This window comes from Streptomyces sp. NPDC093094, from assembly GCF_044754345.1.
Lineage (GTDB): Bacteria > Actinomycetota > Actinomycetes > Streptomycetales > Streptomycetaceae > Streptomyces.
Genome location: NZ_JBIVOX010000038.1, coordinates 1 through 17,761 on the forward strand (window position 1 = coordinate 1; position 17,761 = coordinate 17,761).

12 protein-coding genes are annotated in these 17,761 nt (G+C 72.5%); 5 read left to right on the top strand and 7 right to left on the bottom strand.

Annotated elements, in window-relative coordinates:
- Positions 1–103: 103 nt before the first annotated feature.
- The 3 genes from ACIQGV_RS39090 to ACIQGV_RS39100 all read right to left on the bottom strand — a co-directional run bounded on the left by ACIQGV_RS39090 (position 104) and on the right by ACIQGV_RS39100 (position 2,744).
- Positions 104–1,273 carry a hypothetical protein gene (locus ACIQGV_RS39090; protein WP_402504113.1) on the bottom strand — a complete coding sequence of 390 codons (1,170 nt, stop codon included), beginning with the start codon at positions 1,271–1,273 and terminating at the stop codon, positions 104–106.
- Between the two features lie 38 nt (positions 1,274–1,311).
- Complete coding sequence (locus ACIQGV_RS39095; protein ID WP_402504114.1) at positions 1,312–2,376, bottom strand: ferritin-like protein; 1,065 nt, start codon at positions 2,374–2,376, stop codon at positions 1,312–1,314.
- A gap of 74 nt (positions 2,377–2,450) precedes the next feature.
- A complete protein-coding gene (locus ACIQGV_RS39100; protein WP_402504117.1) occupies positions 2,451–2,744 on the bottom strand; it encodes a BTAD domain-containing putative transcriptional regulator in 294 nt (97 codons plus the stop codon).
- A 276-nt stretch (positions 2,745–3,020) separates the two neighbouring features.
- Here ACIQGV_RS39100 and ACIQGV_RS39105 point away from each other — a divergent pair, with 276 nt between their 5' ends.
- Positions 3,021–3,470, top strand: coding sequence for a hypothetical protein (locus tag ACIQGV_RS39105; RefSeq protein WP_402504119.1), 450 nt, complete (start codon positions 3,021–3,023; stop codon positions 3,468–3,470).
- On the opposite strand, the gene ACIQGV_RS39110 is transcribed toward ACIQGV_RS39105, so the two are convergent.
- From ACIQGV_RS39110 to ACIQGV_RS39125, 4 genes are all read right to left on the bottom strand, one after another.
- Positions 3,457–4,599, bottom strand: a complete 1,143-nt coding sequence (locus tag ACIQGV_RS39110) for an NAD(P)/FAD-dependent oxidoreductase (RefSeq protein WP_402504121.1) — start codon at positions 4,597–4,599, stop codon at positions 3,457–3,459. The genes ACIQGV_RS39105 and ACIQGV_RS39110 overlap by 14 nt on opposite strands.
- Positions 4,596–7,577, bottom strand: a complete 2,982-nt coding sequence (locus ACIQGV_RS39115) for a LodA/GoxA family CTQ-dependent oxidase (protein WP_402504123.1) — start codon at positions 7,575–7,577, stop codon at positions 4,596–4,598. The genes ACIQGV_RS39110 and ACIQGV_RS39115 overlap by 4 nt, the downstream gene beginning before the upstream one ends.
- 342 nt (positions 7,578–7,919) lie before the next feature.
- Positions 7,920–8,231 (bottom strand): hypothetical protein, encoded by a 312-nt coding sequence (locus ACIQGV_RS39120; RefSeq protein WP_402504125.1) that lies wholly within the window; start codon positions 8,229–8,231, stop codon positions 7,920–7,922.
- Positions 8,232–8,515: 284 nt separating this feature from the next.
- Positions 8,516–9,064, bottom strand: a complete 549-nt coding sequence (locus tag ACIQGV_RS39125; protein ID WP_402504128.1) for a hypothetical protein — start codon at positions 9,062–9,064, stop codon at positions 8,516–8,518.
- A 224-nt stretch (positions 9,065–9,288) separates the two neighbouring features.
- Here ACIQGV_RS39125 and ACIQGV_RS39130 point away from each other — a divergent pair, with 224 nt between their 5' ends.
- The 4 genes from ACIQGV_RS39130 (at position 9,289) to ACIQGV_RS39145 (ending at position 17,735) form a co-directional block, all read left to right on the top strand.
- Positions 9,289–12,348: an AfsR/SARP family transcriptional regulator gene (locus tag ACIQGV_RS39130; protein WP_402504131.1), complete on the top strand. Its 3,060-nt coding sequence runs from the start codon at positions 9,289–9,291 to the stop codon at positions 12,346–12,348.
- 170 nt (positions 12,349–12,518) lie between these two features.
- Entirely contained in the window at positions 12,519–13,376 is an 858-nt protein-coding gene (locus ACIQGV_RS39135; RefSeq protein WP_402504133.1) for a hypothetical protein, read from the top strand.
- A 16-nt stretch (positions 13,377–13,392) separates the two neighbouring features.
- Positions 13,393–15,579 carry a PQQ-binding-like beta-propeller repeat protein gene (locus ACIQGV_RS39140; protein ID WP_402504136.1) on the top strand — a complete coding sequence of 729 codons (2,187 nt, stop codon included), beginning with the start codon at positions 13,393–13,395 and terminating at the stop codon, positions 15,577–15,579.
- On the top strand, positions 15,576–17,735 hold the full coding sequence (locus tag ACIQGV_RS39145; protein WP_402504138.1) for a PQQ-binding-like beta-propeller repeat protein: 2,160 nt from the start codon (positions 15,576–15,578) through the stop codon (positions 17,733–17,735). Before ACIQGV_RS39140 ends, ACIQGV_RS39145 begins: the two co-directional genes overlap by 4 nt.
- The last annotated feature ends 26 nt before the right edge of the window (positions 17,736–17,761 follow it).

Sequence of the window (17,761 nt, forward strand, 5' to 3'; positions counted from 1 at the left end):
CGCCCATCGAATACGAGAACAACCACTACCTCGCAACCACGAAACCCCAGGTCACAACCAACATCTGAGATCTCTACCGAACCCGGAACGGTTCATTGATCATCTAGAGCAGGTTGAGGTCGAGGTAGTCGAGAACCCAGAAAATGGGAGTGGCGAAGGATATCTGGGCGAAGGGGTTTCCTCCGACCAGCAGACCCACCGGGTTGACGGTCGAGTCGTAGGCCCAGATGACCGCACCCGAATCGCCGTTCGTGGAGAAGGTGTAGCCGGGGTTCCTGACGGCGATCTGCCCGTCGAAGGGCAGTCCGTTGATCAGGCCGCCCCAGTAGGTGTCCTCGACCTTTCCGTAGGTGGTCTGTGTGATGCAGCCGGTCTTGCCGACCCACATGTTCATCGTGGCCGCCTGGGCCACACTCCCTATGCCGTAGAACTGCGGGCCGATCCCGGGCACCATGTGCACCTGAAGCTGGCTCTGCACCACCTGGTCGGGGTAGCACCAGGCCCGGGCGCAGTCGGCGTAGTTGTTGACCGTGAACGTCAGGTCGAGGGGGTAGATCTTGTCCAGTATCGCGATCCGGTCGGCAGGGCAGCGGCCTCCGTCGGCGCCGGAGGGCTGCACGATGCAGGAACCGCTGGCGGCGGAGTTCAGGTTGGCGATGACGTGGTTGTTGCTGACCAGGAAGATCTTGCCGGCATCCGCCGGGGCGCGGCCCCGGCCGAAGAACCCCAGAGTGCCCTGCACTCCGGAGTAATGGCTGATGGAGACTCCGCCCCCGGCCGGCCGCTGCCGGTGCGTGAGGTTCTGCAGGCTGATGATCCCGCTGTGGACGACGTGCAGGGGCAGGTCTCCGGCCGCGCCGACCCCGAGGCCGTCGACGACGAGTGCCCGTGCCGCATCGGCCGACACCGGCTCCGCCACGTAGACGCGCAGCACCTCCGTGCCCGGCACGGCCTCGTCCTCCGGCTCGCTCAGCCCCCAGCCGAGCCCCTGGACGTTCCCCACACCGACCAGATGGTCGGCGGGACGTGGCTGCCCCGGCCGCTGCCGGCTTCTCACAGCGGCGAACAGCGCCTCCACGGCTTCGTCCCGCACGCTGCGGATTCTGAAGTCGCTCAGACCGCTCGCCCGTTCCACCGCCGCCCTGCTCGCCTCCGACGGCGGGTACGGGGCCACCCGGAAGCTCTCCGGTTCCTGGCCCTGGCTGCCTTGCGAAGGCAGATCCGGCGGGACCTCGAAGGGTCGTTCACCCGGGCCCGAGCCCTGCTCGCTCATGGCACTCCTTCCTCACCGGGCCGGCCTGCCGATCGGTCCTAGCCGTCGATGTACCGGAACTCCGGTCCGTAGGTCTGGCCGTCGCCGCCCGGGACTTCGCGGAGCATCAGGGCTCGAGCCGGTCCCTTGAGACCGGCCATCCTGGAGACGGCTTCGTCGAGGAGGCCGGTCGCCGTGTCCGGGTCGTTCGCCTGCCAGGCGTCCTCCAGCAGGTCCAGCATCCGGCTGTACGCCTGGTTGCCCCGGTCCAGCAGGTCCTGTGTCTCGGCGTCGGGGGTCGGCTGCCCCGGCGCTCCCCAGCCGCCGTCGGGCACCGTGCCCATCGGGCGGGTGCCGGGCATCGCGATGACGTCCCCGGTGAACTCCCACCGGTCCGGGTTCTCGGCGACCTTGACCAGCTTGCGGCCGTGGAAGAGCTCCCGGAAGACGAAGAAGTGGGCGAGCTCGTCGGTCACTCCGGGGTGCGGGTTCTGCGGCGAGGCGGCGGTGCCCTCGCCCTGCTCCTTGATCACCTCGATGGCCGCCTCGACGTCGGCGAGCGAGTCGAGTGCCACGAGGGTGTTTCCCTCGCCATGGTGCTGCATGTCCCGTTCGAGCTGGTGAGCCCCGGTGATCAGCTCCGCGTGGTCCTGGAACGCCTCCAGGATCGCGGTGTAGAACGCGCCGATGGAGGTGTGCGACCGGGCCTTCGCGATCGGGGCGTCGGGCTCCTCGATCTTCGCGAACAGATCCAGGGACTCCTTCGACAGCCCGCTCAGGAAGACGGTCAGCGACGGACGTACGCCGCCGGGCAGCGGACCGGGGTACCTCGGCACCGTGTGCACGTCGCCGAGGCGGGGGACTCCGCCGATGGTGGTGAGCATGTTCCCGGCGAGACCGAGGTGGGACATCTCGTCGAAGACGATCCGCTTGAACGCCTTCAGCACGTCCCCGCTCTGGGGCTCGATGGACCACATTGCGGACAAGTACGGGGGAAGAGTGGCGAGTTCCAGCATCATCGCCTGCTGAAGCGACTCCTTCAGCCAGTCGGCGTCGCGGCGCTCGGCGGGCTCCTCCATCAGTTCGACGATCCGGTTGCTCCGGTATTCGAGGAGCGACGTCATGGACAGCCCCTTCCGTGCCGTTTTTGCACCCTTTTGTCCATGAAGAAGGGTAGGCCGGTGCCGTCAGCGCCTTGTCATTGCGCCGTCATCGCCTGGACCGCCGGAATCATCCGGGCGAGCCGAGCGGACGGCTCCGGGCCCGGCTCGTCCCGGAGCAGCCGGTACGCACGGTGGTGCCGTGCGGCCTCGATCACCTCGCCCTCCGACAGGTGCGCCGCCACGACCGCCCGGTGCGCGCTCTCCCGGAGCAGCTCGGTCCGTACGCGCGCAAGCGCCGCCTCCAGGGCCAGAGCCGGGCTGCCCTGCCGGGTGAGCTTGTCCGCCAGGGCGTCCGGCGCGTGCAGGCCGCAGTCGGCGCAGCCGCTCACGCTCGAGGGGCACCCACTCCTCGTCCCTGCCGGGCGGCAGCTCACCGCCGCCCGGCAGGACCGGTGGCGCGGGGCCGTGCGGGGGCGGAGCCTTCGCGCGCACGACGCCGAGCGCCATCTCGGGCAGGGCGTGGACGTCCACCCGCAGGGCATCGGTGAGCGCCACGGACTCCCCGCTGCACCGCACGAGCGGCCGGTCGCCGTGCGGCAGCTTCCACAAGGCGGTGCGCAGACCGCCCCGAGCTCTTCCCCGTCCACGACGAGTCCGGCCTCGTCGTGAAACTCACCGCGTTCGTCCGGATCTCCCTGCGCCGGGCCGAGGGCCACGGCTCGACCGCGCGGCTGCGGGACCCGATGCACAAGCGGTTCGCCGCGGTCGCGGAACGGACCACCGACAGCGGGCGCAGGAGCGGAGTCTTCGAGGAGGGACCCCTGCCGGGGCCCAGCGGGACGACACCACCGGCCTCGACGTCCGCCTCCCCCCGGGTCGTCGCCCCGGTCCTGCAGGACTGCGCCGACGAGCGGCTGCTGCCGTGGTCCTGGGTTACGGAGGGGTTCGACACATGCGCCTTCGACGCGAACGCCCGGTTCACCGCCCTCATCGACGGCATGCGGTCGGCGTACTCGCTGCTCGTCATGCGCGAGGGGCACATCAACCGGCTCGTCGTCCTGGACCGGGCGACCATGGCCGGCACCACGCAGAACATCTGCCTCAACCCGGCGTGAGGACCCCGGACAGGGCTGCCGCCGCCGGGCGGCGCCGCGCCCAGAACGGTGACGACACCCAGCGGGCTTCGTCGGCGTAGGCCCGGGCGTGCAGGGCGAGGTAGGGCGCCGCGATCCCGTCGACGAAGGCGCGGTACGCGGCCAGGGCGCCCGCCTCGCCGCGCAGGGAGCTGTCGACGGCCACGGCCGCGCGGGCGCCGGTGTGCAGGGCTGTGAGGATCCCCTGGGAGGAGAGCGGGTCGCAGGCGAGCGCGGCGTCCCCGGCGGCCACCCAGCCCGGCCCGGCCGGCGGGGCGAGACGCTGCCCATGGGCCGGCGCCCATCGCGGTTCCGGCAGCCGCCCGGCGGCGTAGCCGTCCAGCCGGGTCCGTACGTGCCGGGTGCCGGCCGCCCCCTCCAGGAACCCGGCGGCGCCGCGCAGCCGGGGCTCGACCAGGTCGAGGTCGGTGAGGTGGGCCACCAGCCGCCCGGCTGGCACCCGCGCGGTGTACCACCAGCCGCCCGGCGCCGACTCCACGAGCGTGCGCAGGTCCTGGTCGGCCGGTACGGGGCCGGTCAGCAGGGCGTACGCGGCGACGAGCCGGTCCTGCCGCAGCCGTACCGCGCCCTGCCGGGCGATCACCGCGCGCCGGCCGGTGGCGTCCACCAGCCACGCGCAGGGCAGCTCCCGTTCCACCCCGCGCTCGCGGACCACCAGCCGCCACGCCCCCGGCCGGCCGGTCCGGCGCACCGCGATGCCGTGCACCGGCCGGGCCCCGGCGTCCTCGGCCGCGCCGCGCAGGAACGCGTCGAAGCGGACGCGGTCCAGGTGCCAGCCGTGGCCGTGCGGGTCCATGACGTGACCGCGCCCGTGCAGCTGCTCCGAGCCCCAGGCGGCGTCGGTGCCGGTGCAGGGCAGGTGCCCGTCGGCGTCGAGCCCGGCCAGCAGCCCGAGGTCGCTCAGCACAGGCCGGGCGGCGGGCGGCAGGGTCTCACCGATCCGGTACGGGCCCGTTCCCCGCGGCCCGGAAAGGTCCCGCGGCCGGGGGTCGAGGAGCAGGACCCGGCGGCCCGCGCGGGCCAGGCACAGCGCCGCGACCGACCCGGCCGGCCCGGCGCCCGCCACGACCGCGTCGCAGCCGCCCGTCACGGGCGGCCCGGGAAGCGGGTCATCTTGTTGATGAAGCCGGCCGAGACCTCCTCGTCGGGCGGCTCGGCCATCGCTGCGGCCACGGCCACGGTGTCGGCCCGTACCTCCGGATCGGCGGCCTCCGGCACATGCACGGTGATCAGATTGCGTTCGCGGGGCGGGGCGGGCTCGGGAGCGAAGGTCACTTCGGACTCCACCAGCATGGTCTTGGGGAGCCCAGGGGTGTCCTGCGGTCCGGGACGGCGTTCGACGATCCCGAGCTTGCCGAAGTCCCGGACCATCTCGTTCATCTGGGTCTCGTAGCCGGTGGGCAGCCAGCGCAGCCACACGGACCTGCGCTCGAAAGCGAGCCTGCGCTCCTCCTGGGGCCGCGCGGGGTCCATCGCGATCGTGTACTCCTCCTCGGCCAGGACGTGATTGGGCACCTTGGCCGGCCAGAACGTGGGCAGGTACGGGTCGTAGCGGGGCCCGAAGCCCTGGTCGTAGCCGGAGCGGCAGCTCGCCGTGTCGGTGTGCCAGGGGACGGCCATCCACCGGGTGAGGTGGCCGGGCCCCTGCGCGTACAGCGGGCCGTCGACCCCGAGCGCGGCCTGGGGCGTGAGGACTCGGCCGTAGCTCTGGTCGGGCAGACCCGGGTCGCGGTGTTTGATCCGGAAGGGCGCCGAGTACATCGTGGCGTGCCGCATCGGCCAGGTGAGCTCGCAGCCGGGGTGGAAGGCGTCGGCGAGGCAGAACGACAGCGCGGCCCGGTCCAGCGTCGCGGGGCGCTCGGCGAGCGGAACGTCCTCCAGCCCGGTCACCGGCGTGGCGGCCGGATCGAAGTCCTCGACGAAGGCGCCGTCCATCCAGCGCGTCAGCAGGTCGTACTGCAGGGGCGAGAGGGCGAGGTGCTGGCGCGGGGAGACCGGCGGCAGATTCACGGCGTCGCCGTACACCGAGGGCCAGGGGACGGTGGACATCCCGTCGCGGTCGAGGTGCCGCAGCGATGCCCAGACCTGGCGCCGCAGCTCCTTGTGGACCGGGTCCTTGCTCGCCAGCCGGGTGAGCCGCTCGGGCGCCAGCAGATGGTCGCGACCGCCGTGGCCGAACTGGACGGCAAGTCCGTGGTTGACCCACTGCAGGTCGCACAACCGCCTCAGCACCGGCAGCACGTCGTGGGTGAAGGAGACCCGCTGCGGGCGTGGCAGCAGCCCGGCCGTCACGTAGGTGTCGCGGAGCAGGTCGTGGAGCGTGCGGACGGACTTGAGGCCGGGCGCGTAGTCGGGGGGCGCGACGACGACCCAGGCGGGCTCGACGGGGACGGTCCGGCCGTCGATCCGGACCTCGGCCCGCACCGGCCCGTCGGCGATGTCGTCGTGCCAGCCGTCGTTGTTGGCGTAGTCGGTGGCGGGGAGGTTGCCCGCCGAGGCCGCCTTGCCGCGGCCGCCGAGGAAGAGGAGCCGGCCGGCCCGGTCGGTGCGCAGTTCGCCCAGGTAGACGGGGCTGCCCATGAACGTGCCGGTGTCGAACCGGAGCTCGGGCAGCCCGGCCCGGTCGCGGCCGCGCACCGACCGGGAGCCGGGGTCGATGACCAGCCGGCTCCGGGGCCGGACGGTGGCGTTGCGCAGTCCGCTCTCCGGGGCCTGGGCGGCCTCCGGGATGTCCAGGGCGAGCTGGAACTGGTACCAGGCGGCCTTCTTGTTGGCCACGTGCACGGTCCACCGCAGGTCGGCGTTGTCCGCGGTCAGCTCGGCGACCGGCTCCCCGGCGGCGTTGAAGCCGTACACCCGGAAGCGGACCGCCTGCCGCTTCAGGGCCCCGGTCGCATCCTTGTAGGACGCCTCGGTGGGCGCGTCGTCGACCTCGGGGGCGAGGAAGAACCCCTCGGCGCTGTCGCCGACCCGGGCCACGCCGATCGCCGGGTGGACGGCGGCGCGGACGATCCGGGTGTCGCGGCCGGGCGGCTCGGTGGAGGCCGGCCGGGCGGGGCCGGGCTCGGTCGTGGGGATGCCGTTGGCGTCGCGCCGCCGGGCGGCCGAGGCGAGGTACACGACCTGGCGGGCTTCGGCGATGCTGCCTGCCGGGCGGTGCTCGGGCAGGGAGTGCCAGGGGTTGAAGGCGAGGTTCTCACCGTACGCGGCCTGGCCGCGCGCCTCGGTGTTCTGCTGGTGCAGGGTCAGCCCGGCCACCCGCACCGGAGCGCTCGCCGCCTCCTCCCAGCGGACCGTGGCCCGGTCCAGAGGCATACCGTCCGGGTCGGTGCGCAGCTGTACGAACAGGTCGAAGGCCGCCTCCCCGGCGGCCAGCCGGTGCCGCAGGTCGCCACGGAAGAAGGACGGGTCCTCGTCGGGCGGCACGGCCTGCGGATCGCCGTCCGGGCAGCCCGCGGGGACCAGCTTGTACTTGACGTGCCGGTCGCCCCCGAAGCCGTACGGAAGCACGCTCCAGTACGTGGCCGTCAGCGTGCTCTTCTCGGCCTTGGCCATGTCCTGGAGGACCGTCCGGGTGACCGGACGGCTGTCCAGATACGCCTGGAGGGTGTTGTCGACCACCCCGGCCCGGGTGAATTCGCACATGTCGCGGGCGGTGTCGACGAAGAACACGTCGTGGTTCTGGAGCAGCAGGTCCTGGGTGTCCGCGGCACTGTCGTCCGCCAGGAGCTTCACGCCGGGCACCCCGAAGAGCTTGATCCCGATGCCGAGGGTGGTGCGCAGGTCGGACCGGGTGGGCACGGTGTCGCTGGAGAACCGCACCCAGGCGGTCAGCCCGCCCTGGGCGCGGGCGGCCTCCAGGAAGCCGACACGCAGTTCCTCGGGCAGGTCGGCGTCGACGGTGAGGACGCCCCGGGCGGAGCCGTGGGCCTTGAGGAAGACGGGCCGCAGCGCGGGTTCCTGCCCCTGTGCGATCCGCCTGCCCTGCACGAGGTCCACGAACATGGCGCGCAGTGCGCCGGTGGGGTCGTCGGCGCATTCGGGCAGGGGTTCCATGGGTCCGGACATGGGTGGCGGGCCTTCCGGGCGGGGTCTTTCTGCCACTGTCCGTGGGGGGTCGCGAGGGCCGCCAGCCCGCCGGGCCCAAGGGAGTGAGGAGCGGCTTCCGTCGTGCGGGGCGGACGAGTTGCACATACGACGGGAAAGAGGCATGAAGGAAGATTCAGGCCCGTTCGTGGCCGGAAACCAGGAGAGTTCCCGGAAGAACGTTCTGTTTCGTGCAGTCACCCCGTCACCGTCACCCGAGTCGGTCCCGGCCGGCGGCGTCGGCCGGGACGCCGGGTGAACGCCCGAGTCGGCCGCGACGACGCAGGTCGGGGACGTCGCGGGCCGGCGGCGCCGGGCTGGGGCTCATTCCGCCTGGGCGCGGCTTTCCGCCGCCCTCGGAGGAAGGGACGGACACCGTGAGGGCAGCTCAGCACGCCGGACGAGCAGCCCCGTCATCGCTGCGCAGATCAGCGCGAAGACCAGAGAGCCGACAGCGGACTCGTCATGGACGACGTGCTCGGCGGTGGCCACGCTGAACACACCGGCCGCCGCCCCGGACCCGCTGGTCAGCACCCGGCCCGCCGGGCCGGCAGGCAGGACCGCCCCGATCGCGAGAGCGGCACCCACCAGGGCGTCGGGGACGACGAAGGCGCTGTCCACGCCACGCACAAGCAAATTGAGCAGGGTTCCCAGGCTGATGAAAGCGGCTGCACATCGGCCGACGGTCAGGGCACGCACGATCCGTCTCCTCGAGAGGGGGGAGCTTGCAATGTCAGGCTTGCCCCTCCGCGGAGGAGCAGTGGGGTCGGTTCGCGCGGCGCGAGACCGCCGAGCGCGGAGAGATCGTGCGGAGATGACCGCGCACGCGGCCGAGGGCGTCCGCCATGGCGTCGCGCGGACCGGTGTGCCGAGCGGTTGCCCGAACAGGCCCTTCAGAGGCTCTCCAAGGGCTGGAACAGTCAGGTCGCGATGCGTTCACCCGACGGTTCAACAACCACGATCTGGATGTGCGGCGGGGCGTACCTGCGCGCCTTGCCGACCATTTTCGCCAGGTCGAACTTGGAACGCAGGACGGGCACATGGACGGGTGCGGGCATGTCGGGGCGGTGGGGCGGGACGTTCATTCCCGTCGGCAAGGTCGCGCCGGGGCGCAGCCTCGCACCGATGAGCGTGTGCGGACCGTCCGGCGGTGTGGCCACGACGAACTGCGTGACGTCGGACCACGGCAGCAGCGTGCCGCCGAACCGGGCACCGGCGGCGTCGAACTGGAACGCAGTGCGTCGCTTCTCGAACCAGGAGACGATGAAGGGAGTTGCCGCGACGACGACCACACCACCCTTCATGTCGAGTGCCCAGCCGAGCAGTACGGCAAGTGCCAGGACGCCCGCGATCGCCCCCCACAGGGCTGCCTGGTCCTTGGGCGAGAAGGGGTGGGTGACTCGGTAGCGTTCCCATCGTCCGGTGCGGCGGGTGGGCCCTGCGGCGGGTGCGTGGTTGGCATGAGACATTGCGGATTTTCCTCTTTCCTTGACGTGTCGGCCGGTCGGCTGCAGGCCCGCGTGGCGGATGTCACGCCGCCGGGTCGCTCGCTCCGCGCCGGGTTCGGCGGCGGCACCCGACGCAACCGGGCAGACTCTTTCGCGAGGCGCTGCAAGGCCGGTGAAATCCTCATGAACCAGGGTTTCGAGAGACCGGGCAGGCACGGGTTGTACGGGGACACGGGGGCTTGGCCATGGGCATGGATTCCGAGGAATCCGGCGGGAGCGCGACCGATGGAAGCGGGGATGGAAGCGGGGACCTGCGGATCGACCTGCTCGGGCCGGTCCGGGCCCGTCGCGGTGATGCGCCGCTCGCGCTCGGCCCGGTGCGGCGGCAGGCGGTTCTCGCCGCTCTGATCCTGCGTGCGCCGGGCTTCGTGACGTATGAGCAACTCCTCGCCGACGTGTGGGGCGATGATCTCCCGGCCACGGGCCACCGGGTCCTGCCGAGCTACACCTACGCGCTGCGCAAGGCGCTCGACGGAGCGCCTGCCGCCGGTTCCCGCCGGTCGGTGATCCACAGCGGGCGCGGCGGCTACCGGTTCGTACCCGACGGAGCGCGCACCGACCTCGCGGATCTCGCCGCGGAGGTCTCCCGCACCCGGCGAGCGAGGGCCTCCGCCGATCTCGACGCCGCACTGGAGCACGGCGGCCGGGCGCTGGAGCTGTTCCGTGGGGAACCGCTGCCGGGTCTTCCGGGTCCCCTCGCCGACAGCGAGCGAGAACGCCTCGCCCGGCAGCGGCGCATGCTGCACCAGGACCGGGTGGAGTGCCTGATGCTGCTCGGCCGCTACCAGGAAGCGCTGGACGAACTCATGGCCGCGCCCCTGGTCCAGCCTCACGACGAGCCGCTCGCCGCACTGCGGATGCGGGCCCTGTACGGCAGCGGCCGACAGGCCGAGGCGCTGGCCGTCCACCAGGACATGCGCCGCCGCCTGCGCGACGACCTGGGTGTGGAGCCCGGCGAGGAACTGCGCACTGTGCATCAGGCCGTACTGCGCCGGGACGACCGCCTCCTCCTCGGCCGGCCGGCACAGCGGCGGGCGGCCGACGCCCCCACCGCTCCCCAGGACAGCCGGGCCGGGAAACCGGCTCCCGCGCCTCGTCTCTCCAACGGGTCCGGTCACACCGGCGCCCCCCGCCCCCGCCGAAACGACCTCCCGGGCGACAGCGCCTGCCTGGTCGGCCGTGAGCGGGAACTCGCCCTGCTCACCGCCCCCATGGCCCCAGGGGCCGTGTCCGTGGTCGCGGTCGACGGCACGGCGGGGGTCGGCAAGACCGCCCTGGTGGTACGCGCCGCCTGGACGCTCGCCGATGCCTACCCCGACGGTTGCCTGTACGTGGACCTCCACACGCACAGCGCCCTCCACGAGAGCGGCGACACACGGCGCGCACTGCGCCGCCTGCTGCGTGCGGTCCACGACGGCGGTGACGAAGTGCCTGACGACCTGGACGACCTGGGGGAACTGGTCACGGCCTGGCGCGCGGCGACGAGCGCACTACGGCTGCTGCTCGTGGTCGACGACGCCCGCAGCTCCGAGCAGGTACGCCCGCTCCTGCCCGCCGGCCCGGGGAGCCGGGTCCTGGTGGCGGGCCGGCAGCGGCTGGCCGGCCTCGACACCGATCTACGGCTCACCGTGGAGCCGTTGGGCACCGGCGAGGCGGTCGGACTGCTCCGCGAACTCCTCGGGAAGTCCCGTGCGGACCGCGAACCCCAGGCGGCTCTCGAACTCGCCCGGCGGTGCGGCGGACTTCCCCTGGCGCTGCGCATCGCGGGCGCCCGGCTCCAGAATCGTCCGTCCTGGACGCTCGCCTTTCTCGCCGGCCGGATGTCGGACGGCTCGCGCAGCCTGGGCGAACTGCGGGCCGAGGACCGCAGCGTGGAGGCCGCCTTCCGGCTGTCGTACGACCAGCTCACCTCCGAACTGCGCCGTGCTTTCCGTGCCTTGGGCGTGGCTCCGACGGCCCGCTTCGACGAGCTCACCCTCGCCGCCGTGCTGGGCGGTTCCCCTGAGGACGCCGGGGATCTTCTGGAGGACCTGGTCGACGCGAGTCTGCTGCAGCAGCCGCATCCGGGCCGCTACCGGCTGCACGACCTCGTACGGGCACACGCGTGGCGCCTCGCCACCGAAGCGCCCGAGCAGGCCGCCGCCGACCGCGCCGCCGTACTGAGTCTCTACACAACCGCGGGCCGCATCGCCGGCGACCAGGGTCCCGGTGCCTTCCCCACCGGCCCTGACATCCCCTGCCTCCCCTTCCGCGACGGGCGGGAAGCCTCGGCATGGCTGACCGCGGCGGGCGGAGAACTGGTCGACGTGGTCGCTCACGCGGCCGCCGCCGGCCAGTTCGACCACGCCTGCTGGATCGCCGAGGCCCTGATCGACCATCTGGTCCACCAGGGCCAGTACCACGAGTGCCGGGCAGCACTGGAGATCGCGCTGCCCTGCGCGGACCTGGCCACCGACCGGCGGATGCCCTCCGCGCTGCGCAACTGCATGGGAATGATCGACCTCTACCAGGGCCGGCTCCAGCAAGCGCACACCTGGTTCACCGAAGCGGTGCAGCACGGCTGCGGCCCTGACGATCTGCGGGAACGGGCCCGGGCGAGCGCCGGCATGGGCGTCGCCGAGTGGATGCTGGGCCGCATCGAGGACGCGATCGCTCATCTGGACGAGGCGGTGGAGCTGGCGGACCGGCTCGGCGACGACTGGCTGACCGGGATAGCGGTCTGCAGCCTCGGCGCGATCCACTCCCAGCAAGGGCGGCACGAGCAGGCATTCGAGCTCAACGCGTCCGCCCTGACCATCGCCGAGAAGAACGGCAGGCCCAGGGCGATCAGCAACACACTGTGCTTCTCCGCCGACACCCACCTGGCAGTCGGCCGGTACCCGGAGGCCAAGGACCTGCTGCGGCGGGCGGCCGAGCTGGCGAGCGAGGCCGAGGACCTGCCGCTGCGCGCCGCGAGCCTCTCGCGCCTCGCGACCGTGGAACACATCCAGGGCAGCCTGCACGCCGCGGTGGACACCCACCACCAGGCGCTCGCCACGCTCACCCAGCACACCAGCGCGGGGCTGGAGATGGCGGTCCGCATCCGCCTCGGCAGCACTTACGCGGCGGCGGGTCGCAACGCCGAGGCCCGGCAGGAGTTCCAGACCGCCCTTTCCCTGCCCGGAGCCGGTGACCATCCACGGCAGGTCGAAGAGGCACGCGACGGGCTCAGCGGCATCGGCTTCCCGCCGGAGGAAGACATCTGAGACAGCTTTCACCTCGGTTCACACCGCGGCCGTCCCCGGAGAGTTCGGCCGGCTCCTCGCTTCAGCGGGATTTCATCGGCTTTGCATCGCCTCGCGGAAGAGTTCGGCGCGCGGGACGGGTCCGAGCCGGCCCCGCGGACGTGAACCGTACGAGGAGAGAGGGCTGTCACGTGAGTGAGACCCCGCAGGTGGATCCGCGGCAGGCTTTCGGCGAGAGCCGTCCCACCCAGCCGCTCGGGCAGGCCGCACCGGCCTGGGGGCCCGCGGCACAGGGCTCGGGTCAGGTGCCGCCCCCGATGCCGGGTCAGGCCCCTCCCCCGGTCTCGCCCTGGTCCCAGCCGGTTCCGGCGGGCGGACCGGGCGAGGCTCCGCGCGGCAGCGGTTCGCGGAACTGGCTGATCGCCGGCGCCGCGGCCCTGGCCGTGGCCGTGATCGCGGGCGTGATCATCGCCACGTCAGGCGGCGACGACAACGACGCCGCCACAGGCAGACCACCGGGTGTCCCGGGCGGCGCAGCCGAGCCGGAGGAGCCGGGCAAGGCGTTCACCGAGGTGCCCGAGGGGTGCGAGCTGATCAAGGCGTCCACCATCGAGAGGATCGCGCCCGGAACCGAGTGCACACCCGGGCTGATGGACGACGCGGATCTGGCGACGATGATCACCAGGTCACCGAGGTGGGAGAGCCAGGGCTACGACAGTCCGTTTCTGAGTCTGGACGCGCACGTCGTTGTCATGCCCGCAGCGAAGGAGACGTACGCCACGGAGAAGAAGGTCGCCCTCAAGGACCGGGGGGAGCTGTACAAGGTGATCGGCTCGCGGCCTGTCAGCGGGCTGGGCGAGGAAGCGTTCATGGTCTACGGCGGAGACACGGACGGGGGCCTCGCCTCCGCCCAGGCGATCGTCCGCGAGGGCAACGCCACGGTCACCGCGGACTACACGTTCAGCCGGAAGGACTCCACCACGACCCAGCAGCAGGCCGAGGAGGCCGCCATCGCCGCCGCCCGTGATGTTCTCGGCTCCCTGAGCTGACCGCCGCGGCGACGACGTGCACACATCCGCCCAGCCGCACAGCCAGGTCCCCCGGCAGCAGAGTTCCGCCCGTATCGGCCCCTACGAGGTCTTCCACCTCCTGGGCGAAGGCGGCATGGGAAGGGTCTTCCTGGCCAGGTCACCGGGATCGCGCCTGGTGGCCCTGAAGGTGATCCGGCCCGAGTACGCCGAGACTCCGAACTTCCGCGGGCGTTTCCGGCGCGAAGCCGACTCCGCCCGCAGGGTCAGCGGGTTCTACACCCCACCGGTCCTCGACGCGGACGCCGACGCCCCGCAGCCCTGGCTGGCCACGGCCTATGTCCCCGCACCGTCGCTGCACGATGTCGTGCGCGGCTTCGGTGCACTGCCCGAGGCGGCCCTGCGGGCCCTCGGCACGGGCCTGGCGGAGGCGCTGCTGGCCATTCATGCCGCCGGGATCGTGCACCGCGACCTCAAACCCGGCAACGTGCTCGTCGCCGAGGACGGGCCCCGGGTCATCGACTTCGGCATCAGCAGGGCGGTGGACGCGACCCGGGTGACCCGGACGGGGACGGTGATGGGGACGCCCGGGTTCATGGCGCCCGAGCAGATCGTGTCGAGCCGCGAGGCCGGACCGGCGGCCGACATCTTCTCCCTGGGCTGCGTCCTCACCTTCGCGGCCACCGGCCGGAGCCCCTTCGGCGCCGGAGGCACGGCCGAGATCCTCTACCGGGCCGTCCACCATCGGCCTCGACTGGAGGGCGTGCCCGCGGCATTGGGCCCGCTGATCGGAGCGTGCCTGGACAAGGACCCCGCACGCAGGCCGCCCGCCGAGTCGGTGCTGGCCGCGCTCGGGGCCGCCGACCCGGCCGCGCTGCTGACCGAGGGCCTGCGGCAGGACCTCGCACGGCGGGCGGCACACGCCGCCGTCCTGGTGGCCGCACCACCCATGCCCGCCACGCCCCTCACCCCGCCCGACACGGTCGTACCGAAGGGGCCGAGCCGCCGCGGACTCCTGTGGATCACCGCGGCAGGGACCGGAGTCGCCGTGGCCGCAGGAGCCGCGGCACTGATCGGAGGGCGGTCGCGGCCCGGCAAGGACCCGGTGCGGTCCGGCGCCGGCACGGGCGCCACGGCCCGGCCCGAGCCCACGGTTCCGGCAGGTCCGAAGCCACAGTGGTCGACCAGGCTGAAGCAGTCGGAGAACGGACGGCTTCGTCTTCTCGGCGACACCCTGGTGCACTGGGACACGGCTCACGCGACCGCCTACGACACCGCGACCGGCGAGGAACGCTGGACTGGTTCACTCCGTCCGCCGTCCGACGTCGTGGGCGATCCGAAGTGGATCGGCGTTCAGGGGTCCGTGCTGTACGCCGAAGGCTGGACCGGTGAGCACGGCTACTTGTTCGGTGTCGACGCCACAGGCAGGCAGAAGTTCTCCCACGCGGTCACCAGGTACGGCGCCGACGGCCGCGACGCCGACTTCGTCGACAAGGTCATGTGCGTCGCCGGACCGGTCGCCGTCCTCGGCACCGGCGGCGACGCCGGCTACGGGGTGCGCGCGGTCGATCTCACCTCGGGCGAGGTGCTGTGGTCGCGCACGGTCCGCGGCAGCGACTTCCAGGCCCGGACCGACGGTCGCCTCTGCTACGTGCAGGACAACGGCACGCTCAGCGGACTTGGCCTGCGCACCGGCACCGAGCGGTGGCAGGTGCGGGACGTCGTCGAGCCCGGTGCCTATCCGCAGCTGGCCACCGACGGGACGGCGCTGCTCGTCGTCAGCGTCAAGGTGCAGGCGTTCAGCGCCTCCGGCGGCGGGAAACTGTGGACCGCCGTCAATGAGACGACCGACATCAGCCCGGCCACGGTCCGCGGTGAGCGGGCCTACGTCCACGACGCGCAGGACACCGTCTTCGCGCTGGACATGCGCAGCGGCGATCAGGTGTGGCACAGCGCGAGTCCGTTGAATCTGTCCCCTGCCGGCGGTTCGGGAGACCAAGGTCCCACTGTCTCTTCGTCCGTGGTGGCCGTCGCCACGTTCGCCACGGGTGAGGTCCCCGGGTTCGTCGTCATGCGCGCCTCCGACGGCAAGCAGCTCTGGGCGCACCAGCCCTCCGGCAGTGAAGCCAGGGGCAGGAACACCTGGCAGCTGCAGACCTCCGGCGACACCCTCTTCGCCGCGTCCGAGACCACCCTCTACGCATTCCGGAGCGAGACCCCTTGACCACGCCGCCCGCTACGCCGCCCTCACTGCCCCAGCAGACCGCTGCCGCCCCCACACACATAGGGCCGTACCGGGTGATCCGGGAACTCGGCGCGGGCGGCATGGGCCGCGTCCACCTCGCCACGTCACGCAGCGGCCGTGCGGTGGCCGTCAAGGTGGTGCGTGCCGAACTGGCCGCCGACCCGGACTTCCGTCGGCGCTTCAGGGCCGAGGTGGACGCCGCCCGCGCGGTCTCCGGCGCCTTCACCGCGCCGGTCGTCGACGCCGACCCCGAAGGGCCGCAGCCCTGGCTGGCCACCGCCTACATCCCGGGTCCCTCGCTCGCCGACGCCCTGGACGCCCATGGGCCCATGCCAGAGGCCACCTTGCGGGTGCTCGGCGGCGGCCTGGCCGAGGCGCTGGCCGCGATCCACCGCGCGGGGCTCATCCACCGCGACCTCAAGCCGTCCAACATCCTGCTCACCCTCGACGGCCCCCGGGTGATCGACTTCGGCATCAGCCGGGCCGTCGACGGCACCGTACTCACCGCCGAGGGCCAGGTCGCCGGCTCACCCGGTTTCATGTCGCCCGAGCAGTCACGAGGAGCCGAACTCACCTCTGCCAGCGACGTGTTCGCCTTCGGCGCCGTGCTCGCCCTCGCCGCCACCGGCATCCCGCCCTTCGGCACCGGCGGGGTCCACGCCCTGCTCTACCGGGCCGCCTACGAGGAGCCGCAGCTGAACGGTGTCCCGCACGGCCTGCTCGGCATCGTCACCGCATGCCTCGACAAGGACCCCGCCCGGCGTCCCACCGTCGGTCACCTGCAGTCCTGGCTGCGCCCGGAGACCACAGCGGGCTGGCTCGGCGCCGTCGGACTGCAGGTGACCGAGGACGAGCGCACCCTGCAGAACGCCGTGAGTCCCCCGCTGCTCGGCCGCCGCCGGTTGCTCATCGGCGGCGGGGTGCTCGCCGTGGCCGCGGCGGCCGGCGGCGCCGCCCGGTTCCTCCGGCCGGGCGACGAAGGCACCGGTGCCGCCCCCGCACTCGACTGGGCCCGCGACCTTCCCCGGCCGGGCATGTCCCTGACCGCGGTGACCCGCTCGACGCTGCTGTGCACCCGGCAGACGTCGGGGGCCTGCCTCGACCGGGCCACCGGCAAGCTCCTGTGGAAGGACCTCGACAGCCAGAACACCGACGCCCTCGCCGACGACAAGCACGTCTACACGGTGCGCACCGACGGGAAAGTGCACGCGTTCGACGGCCGGTCCGGACGGAAGCTGTGGGACTCGGCACCGGGCGGGGACAGCGCGCCCCGGCTGGAGTTCGCGGACGGAGAGCTGGTCGCGGCGATGAGTGACGGTGGACGTGTCCACTGCCTGGAGGCGCCGAGCGGAGAAGTGCGCTGGACGACCTCCGACGTGAAGGAGGGCCTCGCGGTCGTCGGCACCACCCGGGCCGGCACCCTGATCGCCTGGGGCAGCCCTTCCAGGACGAACCCCGCTGCCATGCTCAGGGGATACACCGCTCTCGACCCGGAGTCGGGCGGGCGCGTATGGGACAAGGACCTTGTCACCCTCTACTCGCCGGACAGGAGCAAAGTGCTCTACGGCATCGACGCAGGCATGAACCTGCTCGCACTCGACCCCGGCGACGGCCGGACGCTCTGGAGCGAACCCACGAAACTCCCGCCGACGAACAGTGAGATCCTCATGTCCGACAGGTCTTTCAGCCTGGTCGAGGGAACCCTGTTCTGCTACCCGGGCACCGGCGCCAACGGCTCGACCCGCGGGCTGCTCACGGCCTTCGCCCCGGAGTCGGGCAAGACCTTGTGGAGCGTGCGGACCGCCGCCCGCGGCAACCGCGGCTACGCCCGCTCCGGCGCCACCGTCTGCTACCTGGACGAGAAGGTCCTGCACGGGATCGACGCCGAGACCGGCACGGAACGCTGGAGGGCAGGGGCGGGCCTCGGCGACCCGGTGTTCCTGGGCACCCTGCGCGCACTCTTCCTCGCCGCGGGCAGCAACGGCCTCTACGCCTTCCACGCCGAGACCGGCGAACAGGTCTGGCACTACCCCGCCGGCGGCGGCTCCGGCTCCTGGTCGACGCACACCGCCGGCGATCACCTCTACGCCAGCTGGTCCGGCAAGATGTTCCGCTTCTCCCTGCCCCGTGCCTGACGAACCCGGCCGGGCTCATGGTCCGC